We start from the raw sequence: 16,285 nt of genomic DNA, 5'->3' as shown, positions 1-16,285 counted from the left end.
GCCCACTATGGCACAGCCACGATCTGTGCATGTTCCACGTGGAACCGGGTGATGTTGCTCAGAGTCTCCAGTGCTGCGGGCGTTTCTGTTGCGGTGATGAATATCTGCGCCGGCGCTGCCAACAGGCGGTGCAATACCCGGGCCTGGTGGGTGCGATCCAGCTCCGAGGCCAGATCGTCGAGCGCGATGACGGGCCACTCGCCACGCTGCTCGGCGTAATCCTCCGCCTGCGCCAGCAGACAGGCGAGGGCGGTGAGCTTGGCCTGGCCGCGTGACAGCGCATCGCGCCCTGGGATGCTCTGGAACGCGACGCTCCAGTCCGCCCGGTGCGGGCCAAGCGATGTGTAACCCGCCTGACGGTCGCGATCGCGCGCCAGCAGAAGCGCATCTGCCAGCGGAACCTCGTGTCGGCGCCAGCCGGGGCTCAGATTCAGGCCGACGATTCCGAGTTGCGGAGCCAATGCCTCGGCCAATGCGATCGTTCGAGACTGCAGCCGCTCCAGGTAGTGCTGCCGACGACTGGTCAGCGGTTCTCCCGCCTCGGCCAGCTCGTGATCCCAAGTATCGAGCATCCGCGACGGCCCGCCCTGCTTGAGCAGGGCATTGCGCTGCTTCAACGCCCGCGAATAGCGTCTCCACAAGGAGAGAAAGTCTGGTTCCACGTGGAACAGGCCCCAATCCAGAAAGCGCCGACGCGGTTCGCCACCACCACTCACCAGGGCGTGACTGCCCGGTTCGAAGGTCACCACCGCCAGGGCGGCACACAGGTTTCCGAGTTGGGCGACGTCTTCGCCATCCAGCCGCCCCTTCCACTCCTGCCCACTATGCCGCAACCCTGCTTTTCGCCTCTGCGCGGGCAGATCACCGCGTTGCTCGTCCCATTCCACGAAGACTTCCAGGGCTTCATGGCCCTGACGCACCAGGCCATCGCGTACCCGCCCGCGGAAACTCCGCCCATAGGCCATCAGATGCAACGCTTCAAGGACGCTGGTCTTGCCAGCGCCGTTGTCACCGGTCAGCAGATTCACCCCTGGCTGGGGCGACAGCTCCACCGCATCGAAACGACGCAACTGGTGGAGGGCAAGACGACGAATCTGCATGGGATGCGACAGACCATCCGCACATGGCGGTAGAGGGGCGGGGAATCACCCAGCTTACTGCATTGGTCAAGCCAGCCATCGTGGATGGATGTGGACCGACATCAGCGGCTGGTTGCAGCCTTGGAGAACACGGGTTCCACGTGGCGGGGGCCTGCCGGTGTGGAGGCCACCGGAGACAGTGGCCGAAATCGTTCAAATCCAGCAGGAAGCCAAGGCTCAAGGCGTCCAGATTTCGCCATTCCGAAGACCATGGCTCCGGCTCACGGCCTGACTTCGCACCGAGGTCGCAGCCAGTGCTGCTCAAATTCCTTGAAATCTGCGACCAACGCCCCTGCCAGGTTCCACAGATTTCAAGAAATTCAAAGCGGCAGTTCCACGCCATCCACAGCGGGCCTGTATGACTTATACACAAGGTGTGGGCGAACTGTGGATAAAAAAGACATATTTCCTCGGCTGCAAAACTATCCACAGGTTCCCACCCAGGCTTGATGGCCTATATACAGGGGGTTTCAGCCCTATAAAATCCTTCTAAATCATCAACATAGCCTAATTTTACATAAAATCTGGCCCTACCATCACCACCAAGCTTTTGATTTATACCCAGATTTAGAAGCTAGGGAAGCTCCGAATTCCCACGAATGAGGCCTGTGGACAGAGAGGTCAGCACTCAGGCGGAAGCTGCTGCATCGGATTCCGCTGCGTGCTCATATCCAACGTGTCTCGTCATCTCAGCACGTGGATTCCACAACTGGATTCGCCGGACCATGGGTTCCATGCGCCGACAATCAATCAGGGCAACGCGGATGCTCTCATCGGCAGGAGCCACGAGGGCGGCGGTGGCATTCGCAACGATGCTCCACGTGGAACAAAAAAAAAGACGCCCGGATCTCCCGGGCGTCCATGTGTTCCACGTGGAACGGCGAAGCTGTCAGAGACGCAACGGCATCACCACATGACGCGACTTCTCGCTGCTCGATTCACGCACCAGCGCCGAGGAGTTGGAGTCGCGCAGCTGGATGATCACTTCCTCGTCGCGCAGGGCGGAGAGGGCATCCAGCAGGTAGTTCACGTTGAAGCCGATGGCCAGGTCGCTGACCGTGGTGTCGGCTTCGATCTCTTCTTGGGCTTCTTCCTGCTCCGGGTTGTGCGCGCTGATCTTCAGGTTGCCCGGCGAAACTTCCACGCGGATGCCGCGGTACTTCTCGTTGGAGAGGATCGCAGCACGCTGCAGCGAGGCACGCAGTGCTTCGCGATCAACCTTCACCTCGCGGTCGGCACCAATCGGAATCACTGCCTCGTAATCCGGGAAGCGACCGTCGATCAGCTTCGACGTGAAGGTGACATCGTCGCGCTTCACGCGAACGTGGCTGCGGCCGACTTCCAATTCGATCTCGCGATCACCGCTTTCCAGCAGGCGCTGCAGTTCGGTCACGCCCTTGCGTGGCACGATGATCTGGCGCTTGGAACCGCTGGGCTTGGCCAGATCGGTTTCGCACAGGGCCAGGCGATGGCCGTCGGTGGCGACGGTGCGCAGCGCATCACCGCGCAGGTCGAACAGCAGGCCGTTGAGGTAATAGCGGACGTCCTGCTGGGCCATCGCGAACGCAGTGCGCTCGATCAGCTCCTTCAGCGTGGCTTCGCCGATCGCGACACGCTCGGTGGCTTCCACTTCGTCCACCGACGGGAAGTCGTTGGAGGGCAGGGTGGCCAGGGTGAAGCGGCTGCGTCCTGCCTGCACGGTGATCTTGTCACCGGTCTGCGAGACGGTGATCCGGCTGCCATCAGGCAGGGCGCGGATGATCTCGAACAGCTTGCGGGCGGGAATGGTGGTTTCGCCGTCCTGGGCATCTTCAACCGCGATCCGCGACACCATTTCCACTTCCAGGTCGGTACCGGTCAGCGACAGCTGGCCGTTCTGCACCTGCACCAGGAAATTGGCCAGAACCGGAAGGGTCTGGCGGCGTTCGACCACGTTGACGACCTGTGCCAACGGCTTGAGAAAGGCTTCGCGCTGCAGTGTGAAACGCATGTGGTTCCGTGCCCCTATGCTTTAAAAAAATGTGGAATAAATCAAAAGCTTGGTGGTGCTGGTAGAGCCAGAATCGCTGGAAAACACAGCTAAGTCTTTGTAAACAAAAGGGTTTCAGGCTTCGAAACCCTCTGCATTACCAGCCCCCAAGGGGTGGGGAAAGCTGTGGATAAATCTTCCGGGAAATCCAACGGCGTTTTTATCCACACCCTGTCCCGCGCTTGCTACCGGATTCTGCACCGTTTTATGCGGTGACGCCTTATCGGCGTACGTGCATCATTCGCTCAGCTTCCGGATCAGCTTGTCCCAGTCCTCGCGGAGCTTGCCGTCGGCTTCCATCAGGGTGCGGATCTGCCGGCAGGCATGCAGCACCGTGGTGTGATCGCGACCGGCAAAGGCGTCGCCGATTTCGGGCAGGCTGTGTTCGGTCAGTTCCTTGGTCAGCGCCATGGCAACCTGGCGCGGACGGGCCAGCGACCGGGTCCGACGCTTGGACAGCAGATCCTTGATCTGCAGCCCGTAGTAATCGGCAACGGTTTTCTGGATGTTGGGAATGCTGATCGCCTGCTGCTGGGCGCGCAGCAGGTCGCGCAGGGTTTCCTGGGCGAATTCGGTGGTGATCGCACGGCCGGTGAAATTGGCGCGGGCGGTCAGGGTATTCAGCGCACCCTCGAGGTCGCGCACATTGGAGCGCATCTTCTTGGCAATCAGGAACGCAACGTCATCGGGAATCTCGGCACCACGCTCGCGGGCCTTGGCCAGCACGATCGCCGCGCGGGTCTCGAAGTCCGGCGGCTCGATGGCGACCGACAGGCCCCAGGCAAGCCGCGACTTCAGGCGCGCTTCCAGGCCTTCGACTTCGCGCGGATAGCGGTCGCAGGTCAGGATGATCTGCTGCTTGCCATCGAACAGCGCGTTGAAGGTGTGGAAAAACTCTTCCTGGGTGCGATCCTTGCCGGCGAAGAACTGGATGTCATCGATCAGCAGCGCGTCGACCTGCTGGAACTGGCGCTTGAACTGGTCCATGGTCTTTTCCTGCAAGGCCCGGATCATCGCGCTGAAGAACTGTTCCGAACGCAGGTACAGCACCTTGGCGGCCGGATTGGCCTGACGCATCGCGTTGCCTGCGGCGAACATCAGGTGGGTCTTGCCCAGGCCGGTGCCCCCGTACAGCAGCAGCGGATTGTGCGCGCGGTCGCCCGGCTTCTGCGCCGCCTGGAATGCTGCGGCCAGACCCAGCTGGTTGCTGCGGCCTTCCACGAAGTTGGCGAAGGTGTAGTGGTTGTCCAGGTTGCCGGCAAAGGGAACCTGCGGCTGCACTGGCGCCTGCGCCGAATGGCTGGAAACCGGCGCGATCTGCGCGTCCACGGGCCGCGGACGCGAGCCGATTTCAAGAAATACGTCGCCGAAACCGGCAAAGTGGGTAACCAGCTCGCGGATCCGCGGCAGGTACAGTTCGCGCACCTGATCGACAATGAAGGCATTCGGTGCATACAGCACCAGGCTGTCAGCGCGCAGATCTGCCTGCAGCGGCTTCAACCAGGTGTGAACATCCTCGGGCGGGAACTCCGCCTCGAGTCGCTCGAGACTACGTGACCAGGCATCCATCAGCAATAATTGTCCGGTGGCCGATGCATAGGCGCGAAAAGGCGCCCAAACACAGGCCTGAAAGGGGGGAAATGGATGGCTCAGCCTACCACCGAGCGCCCGCCTTCGGAATGCTTGTCCCCTACTTATTCACAAAAAGATCCACAGCTATTGCACAGCCCGGTGAATTGGCGTAGCAGACAGGGGTTGACGGGAGGGGGGACACCTCTCTAAAATTTCCGGTTCTTTCCGTCCCATTCATACGAGAGGCCCACATGGCCACCAAGCGCACCTTCCAGCCCAGCAACCTCAAGCGTAAGCGCGACCACGGCTTCCGTGCCCGTATGAAGACCGCTGACGGCCGCAAGATCCTGTCGCGTCGCCGCGCCAAGGGCCGCAAAGTCCTGAGCGCCTGATTGCCATGCCGCATCCAGCGGCAGACGCAATCCATTCGACAGTGAATACTGCAGACCCGCGCAAGCGATTCCCTCGCTCTGCGCGGGTTCGCACGCGTGCCGAATATTCAACGGTCTTCAACGGCGCCCGCCGTGTGTCCGATCCGCTGATGACCCTGCACTGGCTACCGGCTGACCGGCCGGCCAGGCTGGGTCTGGCGGTTTCCCGCAAGGTCGATCCTCACGCCGTTGGGCGTAACCGGATCAAGCGCGTCCTGCGCGACGCCTTGCGTCAGACACGAACCGACATACAGCCAGGCGACTTCGTCGTCGTGGCTCGTACTGCTGCGCGTCATGCCAGCAACGAAGATATCCGCCAGGCCTTCCTGCGCCTGCTGCGGCGCCTGCGCGCATTGCCCGCGCCGGGCGTGGACGGCACAATGCCGCCGCCTGATGGCATTGCCATTTCCTCCGTCACCGAGCCGGCACCGCGTCCCGGCCCCGCTGAGCCTGCCTGCTGATGAACCAGACCCGTGTTTTCCTGATCTTTGCCTGGCTGATGGTGGCCGTGCTGCTGTGGATGGAGTGGAGCCGTGAGAAGTCCGCCCCGACCCCGGCGCCGACGACCAGCTCGGCCCCGGCCGCCGCCCAGAGCGTCCCCGGTGCGTCCCCGGGCAGCATCCCCAGCGCGCAGGTTCCCGGTGCCCCGGGTCAGGCCGCTGCACAGGCCCAGGCCAGCGCCACCCCGTCCGCACAGACCGTGACCATCACCACCGACGTGCTGCGCCTGAAGCTCGATGGCGGCCGCGTGCTCGACGCCGAACTGCTGCAGTTCCCGCAGAGCAAGGACGAAGGCAGCCCGCCGGTGCGCCTGCTGACCGAAGATCCCGCGCATCCCTACAGCGCGATCAGCGGCTGGGCCAGCGAAGACAAGAACACCCCGGTGCCGGGTGCCGACGGTTTCAAGCTGGTCGGTGACACCCGCGACTTCGTGCTGGCCAAGGGCCAGAACGAACTGCAGGTTCCGTTCGTATGGACCGCCGACAACGGCGTGACCATCAAGCGCACCCTGATCGTGGGCCGCAACGAGTATGCGATCCGCTTCAAGGATGAAGTCAGCAATGCCGGCGCCGCACCGTGGAACGGCTACGTCTACCGCACCCTGGACCGCAGCCCGACGATCCTGTCGCGGAGCATGACCAACCCGGACTCGTTCAGCTTCAACGGTGCCACCTGGTACGACAACGACAAGAAGTACCAGCGTCGTGCGTTCAAGGATTATCTGGACGATGGCGCGCTGAACCAGAACATCACCGGCGGCTGGCTGGCGATGCTGCAGCACCACTTCTTCACCGCCTGGATCCCGCAGAAGGACCAGACCGCACACTACGTGCTGTCGCAGGTGGCCGGTCGTGACCTGATCGAAGCACGTGGCCCGGCCTTCACCGTGGCCCCGGGCCAGTCCACCAGCACCGAGGCCCGCCTGTGGGTCGGCCCGAAGCTGGTCAACCTGATCGCCAAGGAAGACGTGCCGGGTCTGGACCGTGTGGTCGACTACAGCCGCTTCTCGATGATGGCGGTGATCGGCCAGGGCCTGTTCTGGGTGCTTAACCAGGTGCACAAGCTGGTGGGCAACTGGGGCTGGGCCATCGTCGGTCTGGTGGTGCTGCTGAAGATCGTGCTGTACCCGCTGTCGGCGACGCAGTACAAGAGTGGCGCCAAGATGCGTCGCTTCCAGCCGCGCATCGCACAGCTGAAGGAACGCTATGGCGATGACCGCCAGAAGTTCCAGACCGCGATGATGGAGCTGTACAAGAAGGAAAAGATCAATCCGATGGGCGGCTGCCTGCCGATCCTCATCCAGATGCCGATCTTCTTCGCCCTGTACTGGGTGCTGGTGGAATCGGTCGAACTGCGCCAGGCGCCCTGGTTCGGCTGGATCCAGGACCTGACCGCCCGTGACCCGTACTTCATCCTGCCGGTGATCAACGTGGCGGTGATGTGGTTCACCCAGAAGCTGACGCCAGCACCGGGCATGGACCCGATGCAGCAGAAGATGATGCAGTTCATGCCGCTGGTGTTCGGCGTCATGATGGCCTTCATGCCGTCCGGCCTGGTGCTGTACTGGGTGGTCAATGGTGGCCTGGGCCTGCTGCAGCAGTGGTGGATGACCAAGCGCCACGGCAGCGATCCGGTGCCGGCCACGGCAGCTACCGCTCCGGCCAAGAAAAAGTAAGGCGCGTCTGCGCCGACGGGTAGAGCCGGCCGCTGGCCGGCTGGCCCAGCAAAGGCCCGCCGCAAGGCGGGCTTTTCGCATGCGGCGTTAGAATCGCCGGCACACCATTCCCCTTTGTTCGAGTCCGCCATGCTGCGTGCGCCGTCGTTCCGCCTGTTCCTGCCCAGCCTGCTGTTGACCCTGCTCGTGGCCGGCTGCAGCGACAAGGACGCGCAGGCACCGGCGGCAGTCACCCAGCCGAGCGCACAGGCCGCTGCCGCCGCCGACCCGGCCGCCGCGCCGTTGCTGGGCGCATTGCAGAAGCAGCTCGACGGCTATCGACGGATCATCGTGCTGCTGGCCGATGAGGAACAGCAGTCCGAGGCCGATCGCACCACCTCCACCCGCATCGGCCAGCAGCTGTTCCACGATGGCCTGGAACAGCGCAGCGCCATTGCCGCGCAGTTCGACACGCTGCTGCGCGGCACCAGCCCGCAGCGCTTCGCAACCCTGGGCACGGTGCTGGATTACATCGAGTCGGCACCGGAACTGTTCGATGCCGATCGCTTGGCGTTCCGCGAGGTGCTGCGTGACCTGCACGAACGCATCGGCGCTGACTCCTCGTTGCCGGCGGTGAAGCTGCACCAGCGCATCGGCGAAGATCTGGAGGCGCTGGACGAGATCGAGCGCAACTACAACCAGGAACTGACCCGCATCTTCAGCCGCTTCGAGCGCACCCGTGCCATCGAACTGAAGCGCGAGAAGTGGGACGACTACATCGCGCACCTGCACAAGGACTACAGCCGCGAAGCGATCCTGCGCGACTACGGCGTGATCGAGCCGTACCCGATGTCGATGAAGGACAGCGACCGCGAGATCTTCGGCCGCGATCTGCCGCCGAAGACGGTGGTGCTGACCTTCGACGATGGCCCGCACAAGGCCTATACCGATGAAGTGGTGGCCATCCTCAAGCGCTACGACGTACCGGGCGTGTTCTTCGAGGTCGGTCGCAACCTGGGCAAGGTCGACACCGACGGCAAGGTCAGCCTCGGCCCGATGGCGAAGATCAGCCGCAACCTGATGGAAGAGGGCTACGCCGTCGGCAACCACAGCCTGACCCATGCGCAGCTGTCGCGCACCACCGGTGATGCGCTGCGCCAGCAGGTGCTGGACACCGATACCCTGCTGAAGGACGTGGACAGCAAGCGCGCGCCGCTGTTCCGCTTCCCGTATGGCGCACGGAACGCCGAAGGCCTGCAGCTGCTCAACGAGGCGGGCCTGAAGTCGATCATGTGGAACATCGATTCGATGGACTGGGCCGACCCGGTGCCCGAATCGATCGTGCAGCGCGTGCTCGACCAGGTGAACAAGGAACAGCGCGGCATCATCCTGTTCCACGATATCCACGACCGCGCGGTGAAGGCACTGCCGCAGATCCTGGACCGGCTGATCGCCGATGGATACCAGTTCGCCGGCTGGAATGGCCGCGACTTCAGCGTCGCCCGGCCGCGCAAGGGCAGCGACCGCGATGCCACCGTCACCACCGGCTATGAAAAATCGTGGGCGATCGTGGTCGGCATCGACAACTACGCCAAGTGGCCGAAGCTGGAATACGCCAGCCACGATGCCCAGGCCGTGGCCGATACGCTGACCGGGCAGTTCGGCTTCCCGTCCTCGCAGGTGATCGTGCTGAAGAACGAACAGGCCACCCGCAACAACATCCTGGCCGCCTTCCACGATCGGCTGTCCGACGACCGCACCGGCAGGAATGATCGCGTGTTCGTGTTCTTCGCCGGCCACGGTGCTACCCGTCAGCTGGCATCCGGGCGCGACCTCGGCTACATCATTCCGGTTGATTCGGACCCGAAGGAATTCGCCACCGACGCGATCGCGATGACCGATATCCAGAACATCGCCGAGAGCATGCAGGCCAAGCATGTGATGTTCGTGATGGATGCCTGCTACAGCGGCCTTGGCCTGACCCGCGGCGGCCCGTCGTCGTCGTCGTTCCTGCGCGAGAATGCACGCCGCAGCGCGCGGCAGATGCTGACCGCTGGCGGCGCCGACCAGCAGGTGGCCGATGCCGGCCCGAACGGACACTCGGTGTTTACCTGGGTGCTGCTGCAGGCATTGGCCGGCAAGGGCGATCTCAATGGCGATGGCCTGATCACCGGTACCGAGCTGGCCGCCTATGTGGCGCCGGCGGTGTCGGCGGTCTCGCAGCAGACGCCGGCCTTCGGCAGCCTGCCCGGCTCGCAGGGGGGCGAGTTCGTGTTCCAGGTGCCGGACAGCCAGGAATACCTCAACGCCGACACGCGGCAGCTGACAGCCGACGCGATCGCCCTGAACAACAAGGTCGACGCTGCCCAGGACGGCAAGAACAGCGAAGCGCCAGTGACCGTGGCCGACCTGCAGGGTGGCAAGGCCAAGCTGGTGGTGCCGACGGCCGGACCGGCCTCCGACCGCCAGCGCGCGCAGCAGGCCAATGACCGTGGCCTGCAGTTGTACCGCGAGAAGCGCTACGACGAAGCCGCCGTGCAGTTCGCCGAGGCGCTGAAGCTGCGCCCTGATTTCGCCCAGGCGGCCAACAACCTCGGCTTCGTCTATTACCGCCAGCAGCGCTACGCCGAAGCGGCGCGCTGGCTGGAGAACACCCTGAAGATCGATCCGTCGCGCGCGGTGGCCCATCTCAACCTGGGCGATGCCTACTTCAACGCCGGCGACAAGGCCAAAGCGAAGCAGGCCTACACCACCTACCTGGCCCTGCAACCGCAAGGCAGTGGTGCGGCGCAGGCGCGCGCGCAGCTGGAGAAGCTCTGAGCGATGAACGATATGAAGCGTACCGAGACCATCGTGGCCATTGCCAGCGCACCCGGCGCGGGTGGCGTGGGCCTGCTGCGCCTGTCAGGCCCGCGTGCCGCAGCGATTGCCAACGCGCTCGGCGCACCGACGTTGCGCCCGCGGCATGCGCATTACGCGCGCCTGCGCGATGCAGACGGTGAGGTGATCGATGATGGCATCGTGCTGTGGTTCCCGGCGCCGAACAGCTTCACCGGCGAAGAAGTGGTGGAGCTGCAGGGCCATGGCAGCCCGGTGCTGCTGCAGCAACTGGTCGCGCGCTGCATTGCATTGGGCGCGCGGCAGGCGCGGCCCGGCGAGTTCAGTGAGCGCGCGTTTCTCAACGGCAAGCTCGACCTGGCACAGGCCGAAGCCATCGCCGATCTGATCGCGGCCGGGGACAACCGCGCTGCGCGCGCGGCACGACGTTCACTGGACGGCGTGTTCTCGCGCCGCATCGAGGCGGTGGTCGAACAGCTGGTGCTGCTGCGCATCCACGTGGAAGCAGCCATCGATTTCGCCGACGAACCGCTGGATACGCTGGGTGGTGCACAGGTGCGGCGCGGGCTGGAACAGGCCCGCAGCGATCTGGCCCTGCTGCGTCGCGACGCAGAGCGTGGCCGCCGCCTGCGCGATGGCCTGCATGCGGTGCTGATCGGGCCACCGAATGCCGGCAAGAGTTCGCTGTTGAACGCGCTGGCCGGCAGCGAGCGTGCCATCGTCACCGACATCGCTGGCACCACCCGCGACACGCTGCGCGAGACCATCCGCCTGGATGGCCTGGAGCTGACTCTGGTCGACACTGCTGGACTGCGCGACGGTGGCGATGCCATCGAACGCGAAGGCATGCGTCGCGCGCGCGCGGAGATCGAGCGCACCGACCTGGCGTTGATCGTGCTGGATGCACGCGATCCGGCAGCCGGCGAAGCCGCGATCGGCGAAGCGGTACTGGCGGTGCCGCACAAGGTCTACATCCACAACAAGTCGGATCTGCTGGATGCGATGCCGGTGCTGGACGACCCGGACCGCGTGCTCGTCTCCGCTGCGACCGGCGCGGGGTTGGATGACCTGCACGTGCGGCTGCGTTCGATCGCTTCGGCCGGCGCAGGGGAGCAGGTGGAGGGAGAGTTTTCCGCACGCACCCGCCACGTCGATGCGATCGAACGCGCACAGGAACACGCGCAGCGGGCGGATGGCGAGCTGGTGCACGAGCACTTGGAGCTGGCGGCCGAGGAGCTGCGGCTGGCGCACGACGCGCTGGGCGAAATCACCGGGCAGATGAGTGCCGATGATCTGCTGGGAAGGATTTTCTCCAGTTTCTGCATCGGCAAGTAAGCCTTGGTAGTGCCGGCCGCTGGCCGGCAATCCAGGGAAATCAGCTCCCCCAACCTGTCACATTCCCGCCGCATACTGACGCCCATCACAAACCGCTTGGGGAAGTCGCAGTGAAGTCGTGGGGTCGTGCGTTGCTGTTGTCGCTGGCCGTGGCACCATCGGTGGCCATGAGTGCTGAATCCTCCCCTCCCGCCGCGCCCAAGGTGTCGGTCTACGGCCACCGCGGCGCAAGCGCGCTGCTGCCCGAGCACACGCTGGCGGCCTATGCGCAGGCCATCGCCGACGGCGCCGACTACATCGAACCGGACCTGGTGATGACCAAGGACGGGGTGATGGTGGCCCGCCATGAGAACGAGATCGGTGGCACCACCGATGTGGCCGAGCACAAGGAATTCGCCAAGCGGAAGACCCGCAAGGTCATCGACGGGCAGACGGTCGAAGGCTGGTTCACCGAAGACTTCACCCTGGCCGAGCTGAAGACGCTGTACGCCCGCGAGCGCCTGCCGGAGTTCCGCAGCACCGCCTATGACGGCCAGTTCCGCATCGCCAGCCTGGACGAGATCCTGGCGTTCCTGGTCCAGCAGGCCGGTCGTGCCAACCGTGGCATCGGCCTGGTGCCGGAGATCAAGCACCCGACCTACTTCCAGTCGATCGGCCTGCCGATGGAAGACACGCTGCTGGCCGCGCTGCGCGGCAACGCCTATACCAACGTCGGCCCGGTCACCATCCAGTCGTTCGAGACGGCCAACCTGCGCTACCTGCGCGGCAAGATCCCGCGCGGCAGCAACATCCGCCTGCTGCAGCTGCTGTGGAAGGGCGATACGCAGCCGGCCGACATCGCCAAGGCCGGCGGCGCGCTGACCTATGCGCAGATGATGACCCCGGCGGGGCTGAAGGACATCGCGGCCTATGCCGACGGCATCGGCCCGGAGCTGCGCTCGATCATCCCGCTGGATGCCAACGGTGCGCTGGGCACGCCGACGGCGCTGGTGCGCGATGCGCACGCGGTGGGCCTGATGGTGATTCCGTACACCTTCCGCCCGGAGAACCACTTCCAGGCCAGCAACCTGCGCAAGGGCGCGGACAATGCGCGCAACGCCGAAGGATCGATCGCGGAGATGCGCGCCTACCTGGCGACGGGCATCGATGCCTTCTTCACCGATGACCCGGCCCTGGGCCGGCAGGCGGTGGATGGAACAGGCGCGGCGGTGAACGCGGCGAACTGACCCGCTCTGGTAGATGCCAACCTTGGTTGGCACGCGGTCGCAGCAGGAAGCATGGGAACGCCGGACGCATGAGCGCCGACCAAGGTCGGCTACTACCGGAACGCGAGAATGCGGCGCCCAGGGTCAGAGCCCCTTCGGGGATCCGACCTCGACACGCTTAGGAGCTTGCCGGCCATCGGCCGGCACTACCGTTGCATCACGAGCGCGGGTCTTCCGGCCGGCGGAACGGGATCACCACATAGTCCTGACCCTCGCGTGGCTGCCACAGCACCGGCACGCGCTGCGGCGACGGCGGCTCGAGTTCGTCATCGGCCAGCGGCTCGACCTCGTCTTCCTCGTCCTCCCAGCTGTAACGCGGGCGCGGCGGCAGCGGATCGGCGTTGCGGAACAGCAGCGCGGCGATGATGCCGGCGAAGGCTCCACCCATGTGCGACTGCCAGGACACACCGTCGGCATGCGGCAGCACGGTCATCAGCATGCCGCCGTAGAACAGCATGCCGATCAGCCCGGTGGCGATCGCCGCGCGGTCGCGGCGCAGCAGGCCAAGGCTGGCCAGCAGGAACATCAGGCCGTGGGTGACGCCACTGGCGCCGAGATGGAAGCTGCCGGGGTTGCCGAGCATCCACGCACCGATGCCCGAGCCCAGCCACAACAGGGGCAGGGCACGCAGCGTGGCTTTGGGATAGACGCTGCCGGCCAAGGTACCGAGGATCAGGATGGCGAAGCTGTTGGCGGCAATGTGTTCGACCGAGCCATGCAGCAGCGGTCCGCCGATCAGGCCAAGCAGGCCCTTGGCTTCCAGCGGTGCGACCGCCCAGGGCCGCCAGTCGAAATGGTCCTGCAGGGCGAACACAGCCACCAGCACCAGCACGGCGGCCAGGCTGGCATTGAAGGCGCGCAGGATGCGCGTGCGGTCGTTGCGGACGGCCGGCGCGTCGCCGGCGGGCAGGGGCGCGTTCGTGTTCATACCCTCAGCAATGGCGGTGGCCGGCGCGAAACCAAGGCCACCGCCGCGGGAGAGTGGCTGCGACCGGCGGGACAATCCACCGGCCGCAGCGTTCAATCGGCCAGGATCAGGCGCCGCCTTCCTTCGGCGGGTTCTTCAGGCTCAGCACCACCGTGGCGGCGATGATCACCGCGACCACGCCCAGCGAGATCGGGGTCGGGATCTTGAACAGGTCGATGATCATCATCTTGATGCCGATGAAGGCCAGCACCAGGGCCAAGCCGTACGGCAGCAGGTGGAAGCGGTCGGCCATGCCGGCCAGCAGGAAGAACATCGCACGCAGGCCGAGCACCGCGAACACGTTGGAGGTCAGCACGATGAACGGGTCGGTGGTGATCGCGAAGATCGCCGGGATGCTGTCAACCGCGAAGATCACGTCGGTCACCGCGATCAGGATCAGCACCGCGAACAGCGGGGTGAACCAGCGCACGCCGTCGCGCTTGACGCTCATCGCATTGCCTTCGTAGTCCGGCAGCAGGCGCAGGTGCTTGCGCATCCAGCGCAGGGCCGGGTTGGCTTCCAGGTCAGGCTCCTGGCCCGCGGCGAACCACATCTTCCAGCCGGTGAAGAGCAGGAAGGCGCCGAATACATAGAGCAGCCAGTGGAACTGGGTGATCAGCACGCTGCCAGCGAAGATCATGATCGTACGCAGCACGATCGCACCCAGGATGCCGATGATCAGCACCTTCTGGCGCTGTTCCTCCGGCACCGCGAAGTAGCTCATGATCATCAGGAAGACAAAGATGTTGTCCACCGCCAGCGCTTTCTCGACCAGATAGCCGGTCAGGAACTCCAGGCCGACCTTGTTGGCCACGACCTGGCCGGCGGTCTCGTTCAGGTAGAACCAGAGGCCGCCATTGAAGGCCAGCGCCAGCGCGACCCAGCCGATGGACCACCACAGGGCTTCCTTGAAAGTGACCTTGTGCGGGCCACCGTGGCGCATCAATACGAGGTCGACCAGCAGGGCGATGACCACCACCGCTGCGAAGCCGCCCCACAACCACAAATTACCGATCGTCTGCATGGGTTTGTCCGTTGGGAAATGAAAAATGCCTCAAGCCGGACGGCGAGGATCTGCAACGGAGGATCGGGAGGGGATCCAGGGACAGAGCTTCGCCAGTACGGCGAAGGTCTCGCTCGCAGTTCCGATGGGCCGGAACTGCCGTTGCACCGGAGCCTGCGGGCTCGAATTGACGGCGACAACGTCTGGGAGCTACTCCCCTTCTGCCGCCGATTCTGCGGCCTGGCGGGGCCGGCGTCAAATGCTGGGCCGGGGTCGGATCCCCGCTGGGGGCTCCGACCCATTCCCACAACGACCAAGGGGTCAGAGCCCCTGTGGGGATCTGACCCCGGCGCCCGGTTTACAATAGGCGGATGAATACCGCCCTCCCCGTTGTCCGCCTCAAGAACGCGTGGCGTTCCAGCCACCCGTGGATTTTCCAGAAACTGGTCGAAAAGCCGACCGTCCGCCCCAAGCCCGGCTCGCTCGTCGATGTCGTCGGCGTGGACGGCGAGTTCATCGGCCGTGGCTTCTACAACGGGCATTCGCGTATTGCCGTACGCATCCTCGAAACCGACCCGCAGATCCCGGTGGATGCTGGCTGGTTCTCGCGCAAGATCGCCCAGGCGGTGTCGCTGCGCCGCGAGGTGCTGAAGCTGGACGCGGTGTCCGACGCCTGGCGCGTGGTGCACAGTGAAGGCGACGGCCTGTCCGGCCTGGTGGTGGACCGTTACAACGATCTGGTGGTGGTCGAGTTCTTCGCCGCCGGCATGTTCCGCCACCGTGAGTGGATCTACGAAGCGCTGCGCGAACAGTTCCCGGGCTGCCGCTTCCACAGCTTCGCCGACGAGCACGTGCAGAAGCAGGAAAGCTTCGACTTCCACGGCAACACCACCACCGAAGCGTCGGTGATCACCGAGTACGGCATCAAGTTCCGCGCCGACCCGGCCGGTGCGCACAAGACCGGTTTCTTCGCCGACCAGCGCGAGAACCGTGAATGGCTGAGCCAGCAGGTGGAAGGCAAGAGCGTGCTCGACCTGTGCTGCAACACCGGCGGTTTCGCCGTGTATGCGGCCGCGCGCGGTGCATCGGAAGTGGTCGGCATCGACATCGATGAAGACGTCATCCAGATCGCCAAGGGCAATTCGCGTCTGAACAACGTGCGCCCGAAGTTCGTCCAGTCCGACATCTTCCCGTGGCTGCGTGATGCGGCCAACCGCGGCGAGCAGTACGACGTGGTGATCCTGGACCCGGCGAAGATGACCCGCGACCGCGACCAGGTGATCACCGCGCTGAAGAAGTACCTGGACATGAACAAGCTGGCGCTGGGCGTGGTCAAGCCCGGTGGCCTGTTCGCCACGTTCTCCTGCACCGGCCTGGTGGCCGAGGACCAGTTCCTGGACATGCTGCGTCGTGCAGCGTACTTCTCGGGCCGCACCATCCAGATCCTGAAGGTGGCCGGCGCCGGTCCGGACCATCCGTTCATGGCCCACGTGCAGGAATCGCGTTACCTGAAGGCCGTGTTCTGCCGCGTGGTGGACTGACCCACGGCGC

Annotated in this window: 12 protein-coding genes; 7 read left to right on the top strand and 5 right to left on the bottom strand. The window is 64.7% G+C overall.

Annotated features, from left to right (window positions below; all coding sequences use genetic code 11):
• Positions 1-5: 5 nt before the first annotated feature.
• From recF to dnaA, 3 genes are all read right to left on the bottom strand, one after another.
• Positions 6-1,100 (bottom strand): DNA replication/repair protein RecF, encoded by a 1,095-nt coding sequence (recF, locus tag AC1DKR_RS06525; protein ID WP_223497362.1) that lies wholly within the window; start codon positions 1,098-1,100, stop codon positions 6-8.
• A gap of 928 nt (positions 1,101-2,028) precedes the next feature.
• On the bottom strand, positions 2,029-3,129 hold the full coding sequence (gene dnaN / locus AC1DKR_RS06520) for a DNA polymerase III subunit beta (protein ID WP_005411731.1): 1,101 nt from the start codon (positions 3,127-3,129) through the stop codon (positions 2,029-2,031).
• 276 nt (positions 3,130-3,405) lie between these two features.
• Positions 3,406-4,737 carry a chromosomal replication initiator protein DnaA gene (gene dnaA / locus AC1DKR_RS06515; protein WP_025875573.1) on the bottom strand — a complete coding sequence of 444 codons (1,332 nt, stop codon included), beginning with the start codon at positions 4,735-4,737 and terminating at the stop codon, positions 3,406-3,408.
• Positions 4,738-4,991: 254 nt separating this feature from the next.
• Here dnaA and rpmH point away from each other — a divergent pair, with 254 nt between their 5' ends.
• The 6 genes from rpmH to AC1DKR_RS06485 all read left to right on the top strand — a co-directional run bounded on the left by rpmH (position 4,992) and on the right by AC1DKR_RS06485 (position 12,725).
• Positions 4,992-5,132, top strand: a complete 141-nt coding sequence (rpmH, locus tag AC1DKR_RS06510; protein ID WP_006404565.1) for a 50S ribosomal protein L34 — start codon at positions 4,992-4,994, stop codon at positions 5,130-5,132.
• 5 nt (positions 5,133-5,137) lie between these two features.
• Positions 5,138-5,632, top strand: a complete 495-nt coding sequence (gene rnpA / locus AC1DKR_RS06505) for a ribonuclease P protein component (protein WP_025875580.1) — start codon at positions 5,138-5,140, stop codon at positions 5,630-5,632.
• Complete coding sequence (gene yidC / locus AC1DKR_RS06500; RefSeq protein ID WP_025875582.1) at positions 5,632-7,347, top strand: membrane protein insertase YidC; 1,716 nt, start codon at positions 5,632-5,634, stop codon at positions 7,345-7,347. Before rnpA ends, yidC begins: the two co-directional genes overlap by 1 nt.
• Positions 7,348-7,476: 129 nt before the next feature.
• Positions 7,477-10,146 carry a polysaccharide deacetylase family protein gene (locus AC1DKR_RS06495; RefSeq protein ID WP_478031872.1) on the top strand — a complete coding sequence of 890 codons (2,670 nt, stop codon included), beginning with the start codon at positions 7,477-7,479 and terminating at the stop codon, positions 10,144-10,146.
• Positions 10,147-10,149: 3 nt separating this feature from the next.
• Positions 10,150-11,499 (top strand): tRNA uridine-5-carboxymethylaminomethyl(34) synthesis GTPase MnmE, encoded by a 1,350-nt coding sequence (gene mnmE / locus AC1DKR_RS06490; RefSeq protein WP_478031867.1) that lies wholly within the window; start codon positions 10,150-10,152, stop codon positions 11,497-11,499.
• 110 nt (positions 11,500-11,609) lie between these two features.
• Positions 11,610-12,725 carry a glycerophosphodiester phosphodiesterase gene (locus AC1DKR_RS06485; protein WP_312786213.1) on the top strand — a complete coding sequence of 372 codons (1,116 nt, stop codon included), beginning with the start codon at positions 11,610-11,612 and terminating at the stop codon, positions 12,723-12,725.
• Between the two features lie 196 nt (positions 12,726-12,921).
• On the opposite strand, the gene AC1DKR_RS06480 is transcribed toward AC1DKR_RS06485, so the two are convergent.
• Both AC1DKR_RS06480 and AC1DKR_RS06475 read right to left on the bottom strand, forming a co-directional pair.
• The gene (locus AC1DKR_RS06480) at positions 12,922-13,692 is read right to left on the bottom strand and encodes a rhomboid family intramembrane serine protease (RefSeq protein WP_428704847.1); all 771 of its coding nucleotides are present in this window, start codon (positions 13,690-13,692) and stop codon (positions 12,922-12,924) included.
• 106 nt (positions 13,693-13,798) lie between these two features.
• Entirely contained in the window at positions 13,799-14,755 is a 957-nt protein-coding gene (locus tag AC1DKR_RS06475) for a TerC family protein (protein WP_025875596.1), read from the bottom strand.
• 350 nt (positions 14,756-15,105) lie between these two features.
• On the opposite strand from AC1DKR_RS06475, the gene AC1DKR_RS06470 reads away from it, so the two are divergent.
• A complete protein-coding gene (locus AC1DKR_RS06470; protein ID WP_033832636.1) occupies positions 15,106-16,275 on the top strand; it encodes a class I SAM-dependent rRNA methyltransferase in 1,170 nt (389 codons plus the stop codon).
• Positions 16,276-16,285: the final 10 nt, after the last annotated feature.

Source organism: Stenotrophomonas sp. 01N47, assembly GCF_056399165.1.
Note: the sequence above shows the minus strand (reverse complement) of the source record. Positions and strands in the feature narration are given on the sequence as shown.

What these genes read in the sequence shown, in the direction of transcription:
- recF (WP_223497362.1), bottom strand. Translation starts at nt 1,100, where the DNA reads ATGCAGATTCGTCGTCTTGCCCTCCACCAGTTGCGTCGTTTCGATGCG.
- AC1DKR_RS06475 (WP_025875596.1), bottom strand. Translation starts at nt 14,755, where the DNA reads ATGCAGACGATCGGTAATTTGTGGTTGTGGGGCGGCTTCGCAGCGGTG.
- AC1DKR_RS06470 (WP_033832636.1), top strand. Translation starts at nt 15,106, where the DNA reads ATGAATACCGCCCTCCCCGTTGTCCGCCTCAAGAACGCGTGGCGTTCC.
- rnpA (WP_025875580.1), top strand. Translation starts at nt 5,138, where the DNA reads ATGCCGCATCCAGCGGCAGACGCAATCCATTCGACAGTGAATACTGCA.
- AC1DKR_RS06495 (WP_478031872.1), top strand. Translation starts at nt 7,477, where the DNA reads ATGCTGCGTGCGCCGTCGTTCCGCCTGTTCCTGCCCAGCCTGCTGTTG.
- dnaN (WP_005411731.1), bottom strand. Translation starts at nt 3,129, where the DNA reads ATGCGTTTCACACTGCAGCGCGAAGCCTTTCTCAAGCCGTTGGCACAG.
- rpmH (WP_006404565.1), top strand. Translation starts at nt 4,992, where the DNA reads ATGGCCACCAAGCGCACCTTCCAGCCCAGCAACCTCAAGCGTAAGCGC.
- yidC (WP_025875582.1), top strand. Translation starts at nt 5,632, where the DNA reads ATGAACCAGACCCGTGTTTTCCTGATCTTTGCCTGGCTGATGGTGGCC.
- AC1DKR_RS06480 (WP_428704847.1), bottom strand. Translation starts at nt 13,692, where the DNA reads ATGAACACGAACGCGCCCCTGCCCGCCGGCGACGCGCCGGCCGTCCGC.
- mnmE (WP_478031867.1), top strand. Translation starts at nt 10,150, where the DNA reads ATGAACGATATGAAGCGTACCGAGACCATCGTGGCCATTGCCAGCGCA.
- dnaA (WP_025875573.1), bottom strand. Translation starts at nt 4,737, where the DNA reads ATGGATGCCTGGTCACGTAGTCTCGAGCGACTCGAGGCGGAGTTCCCG.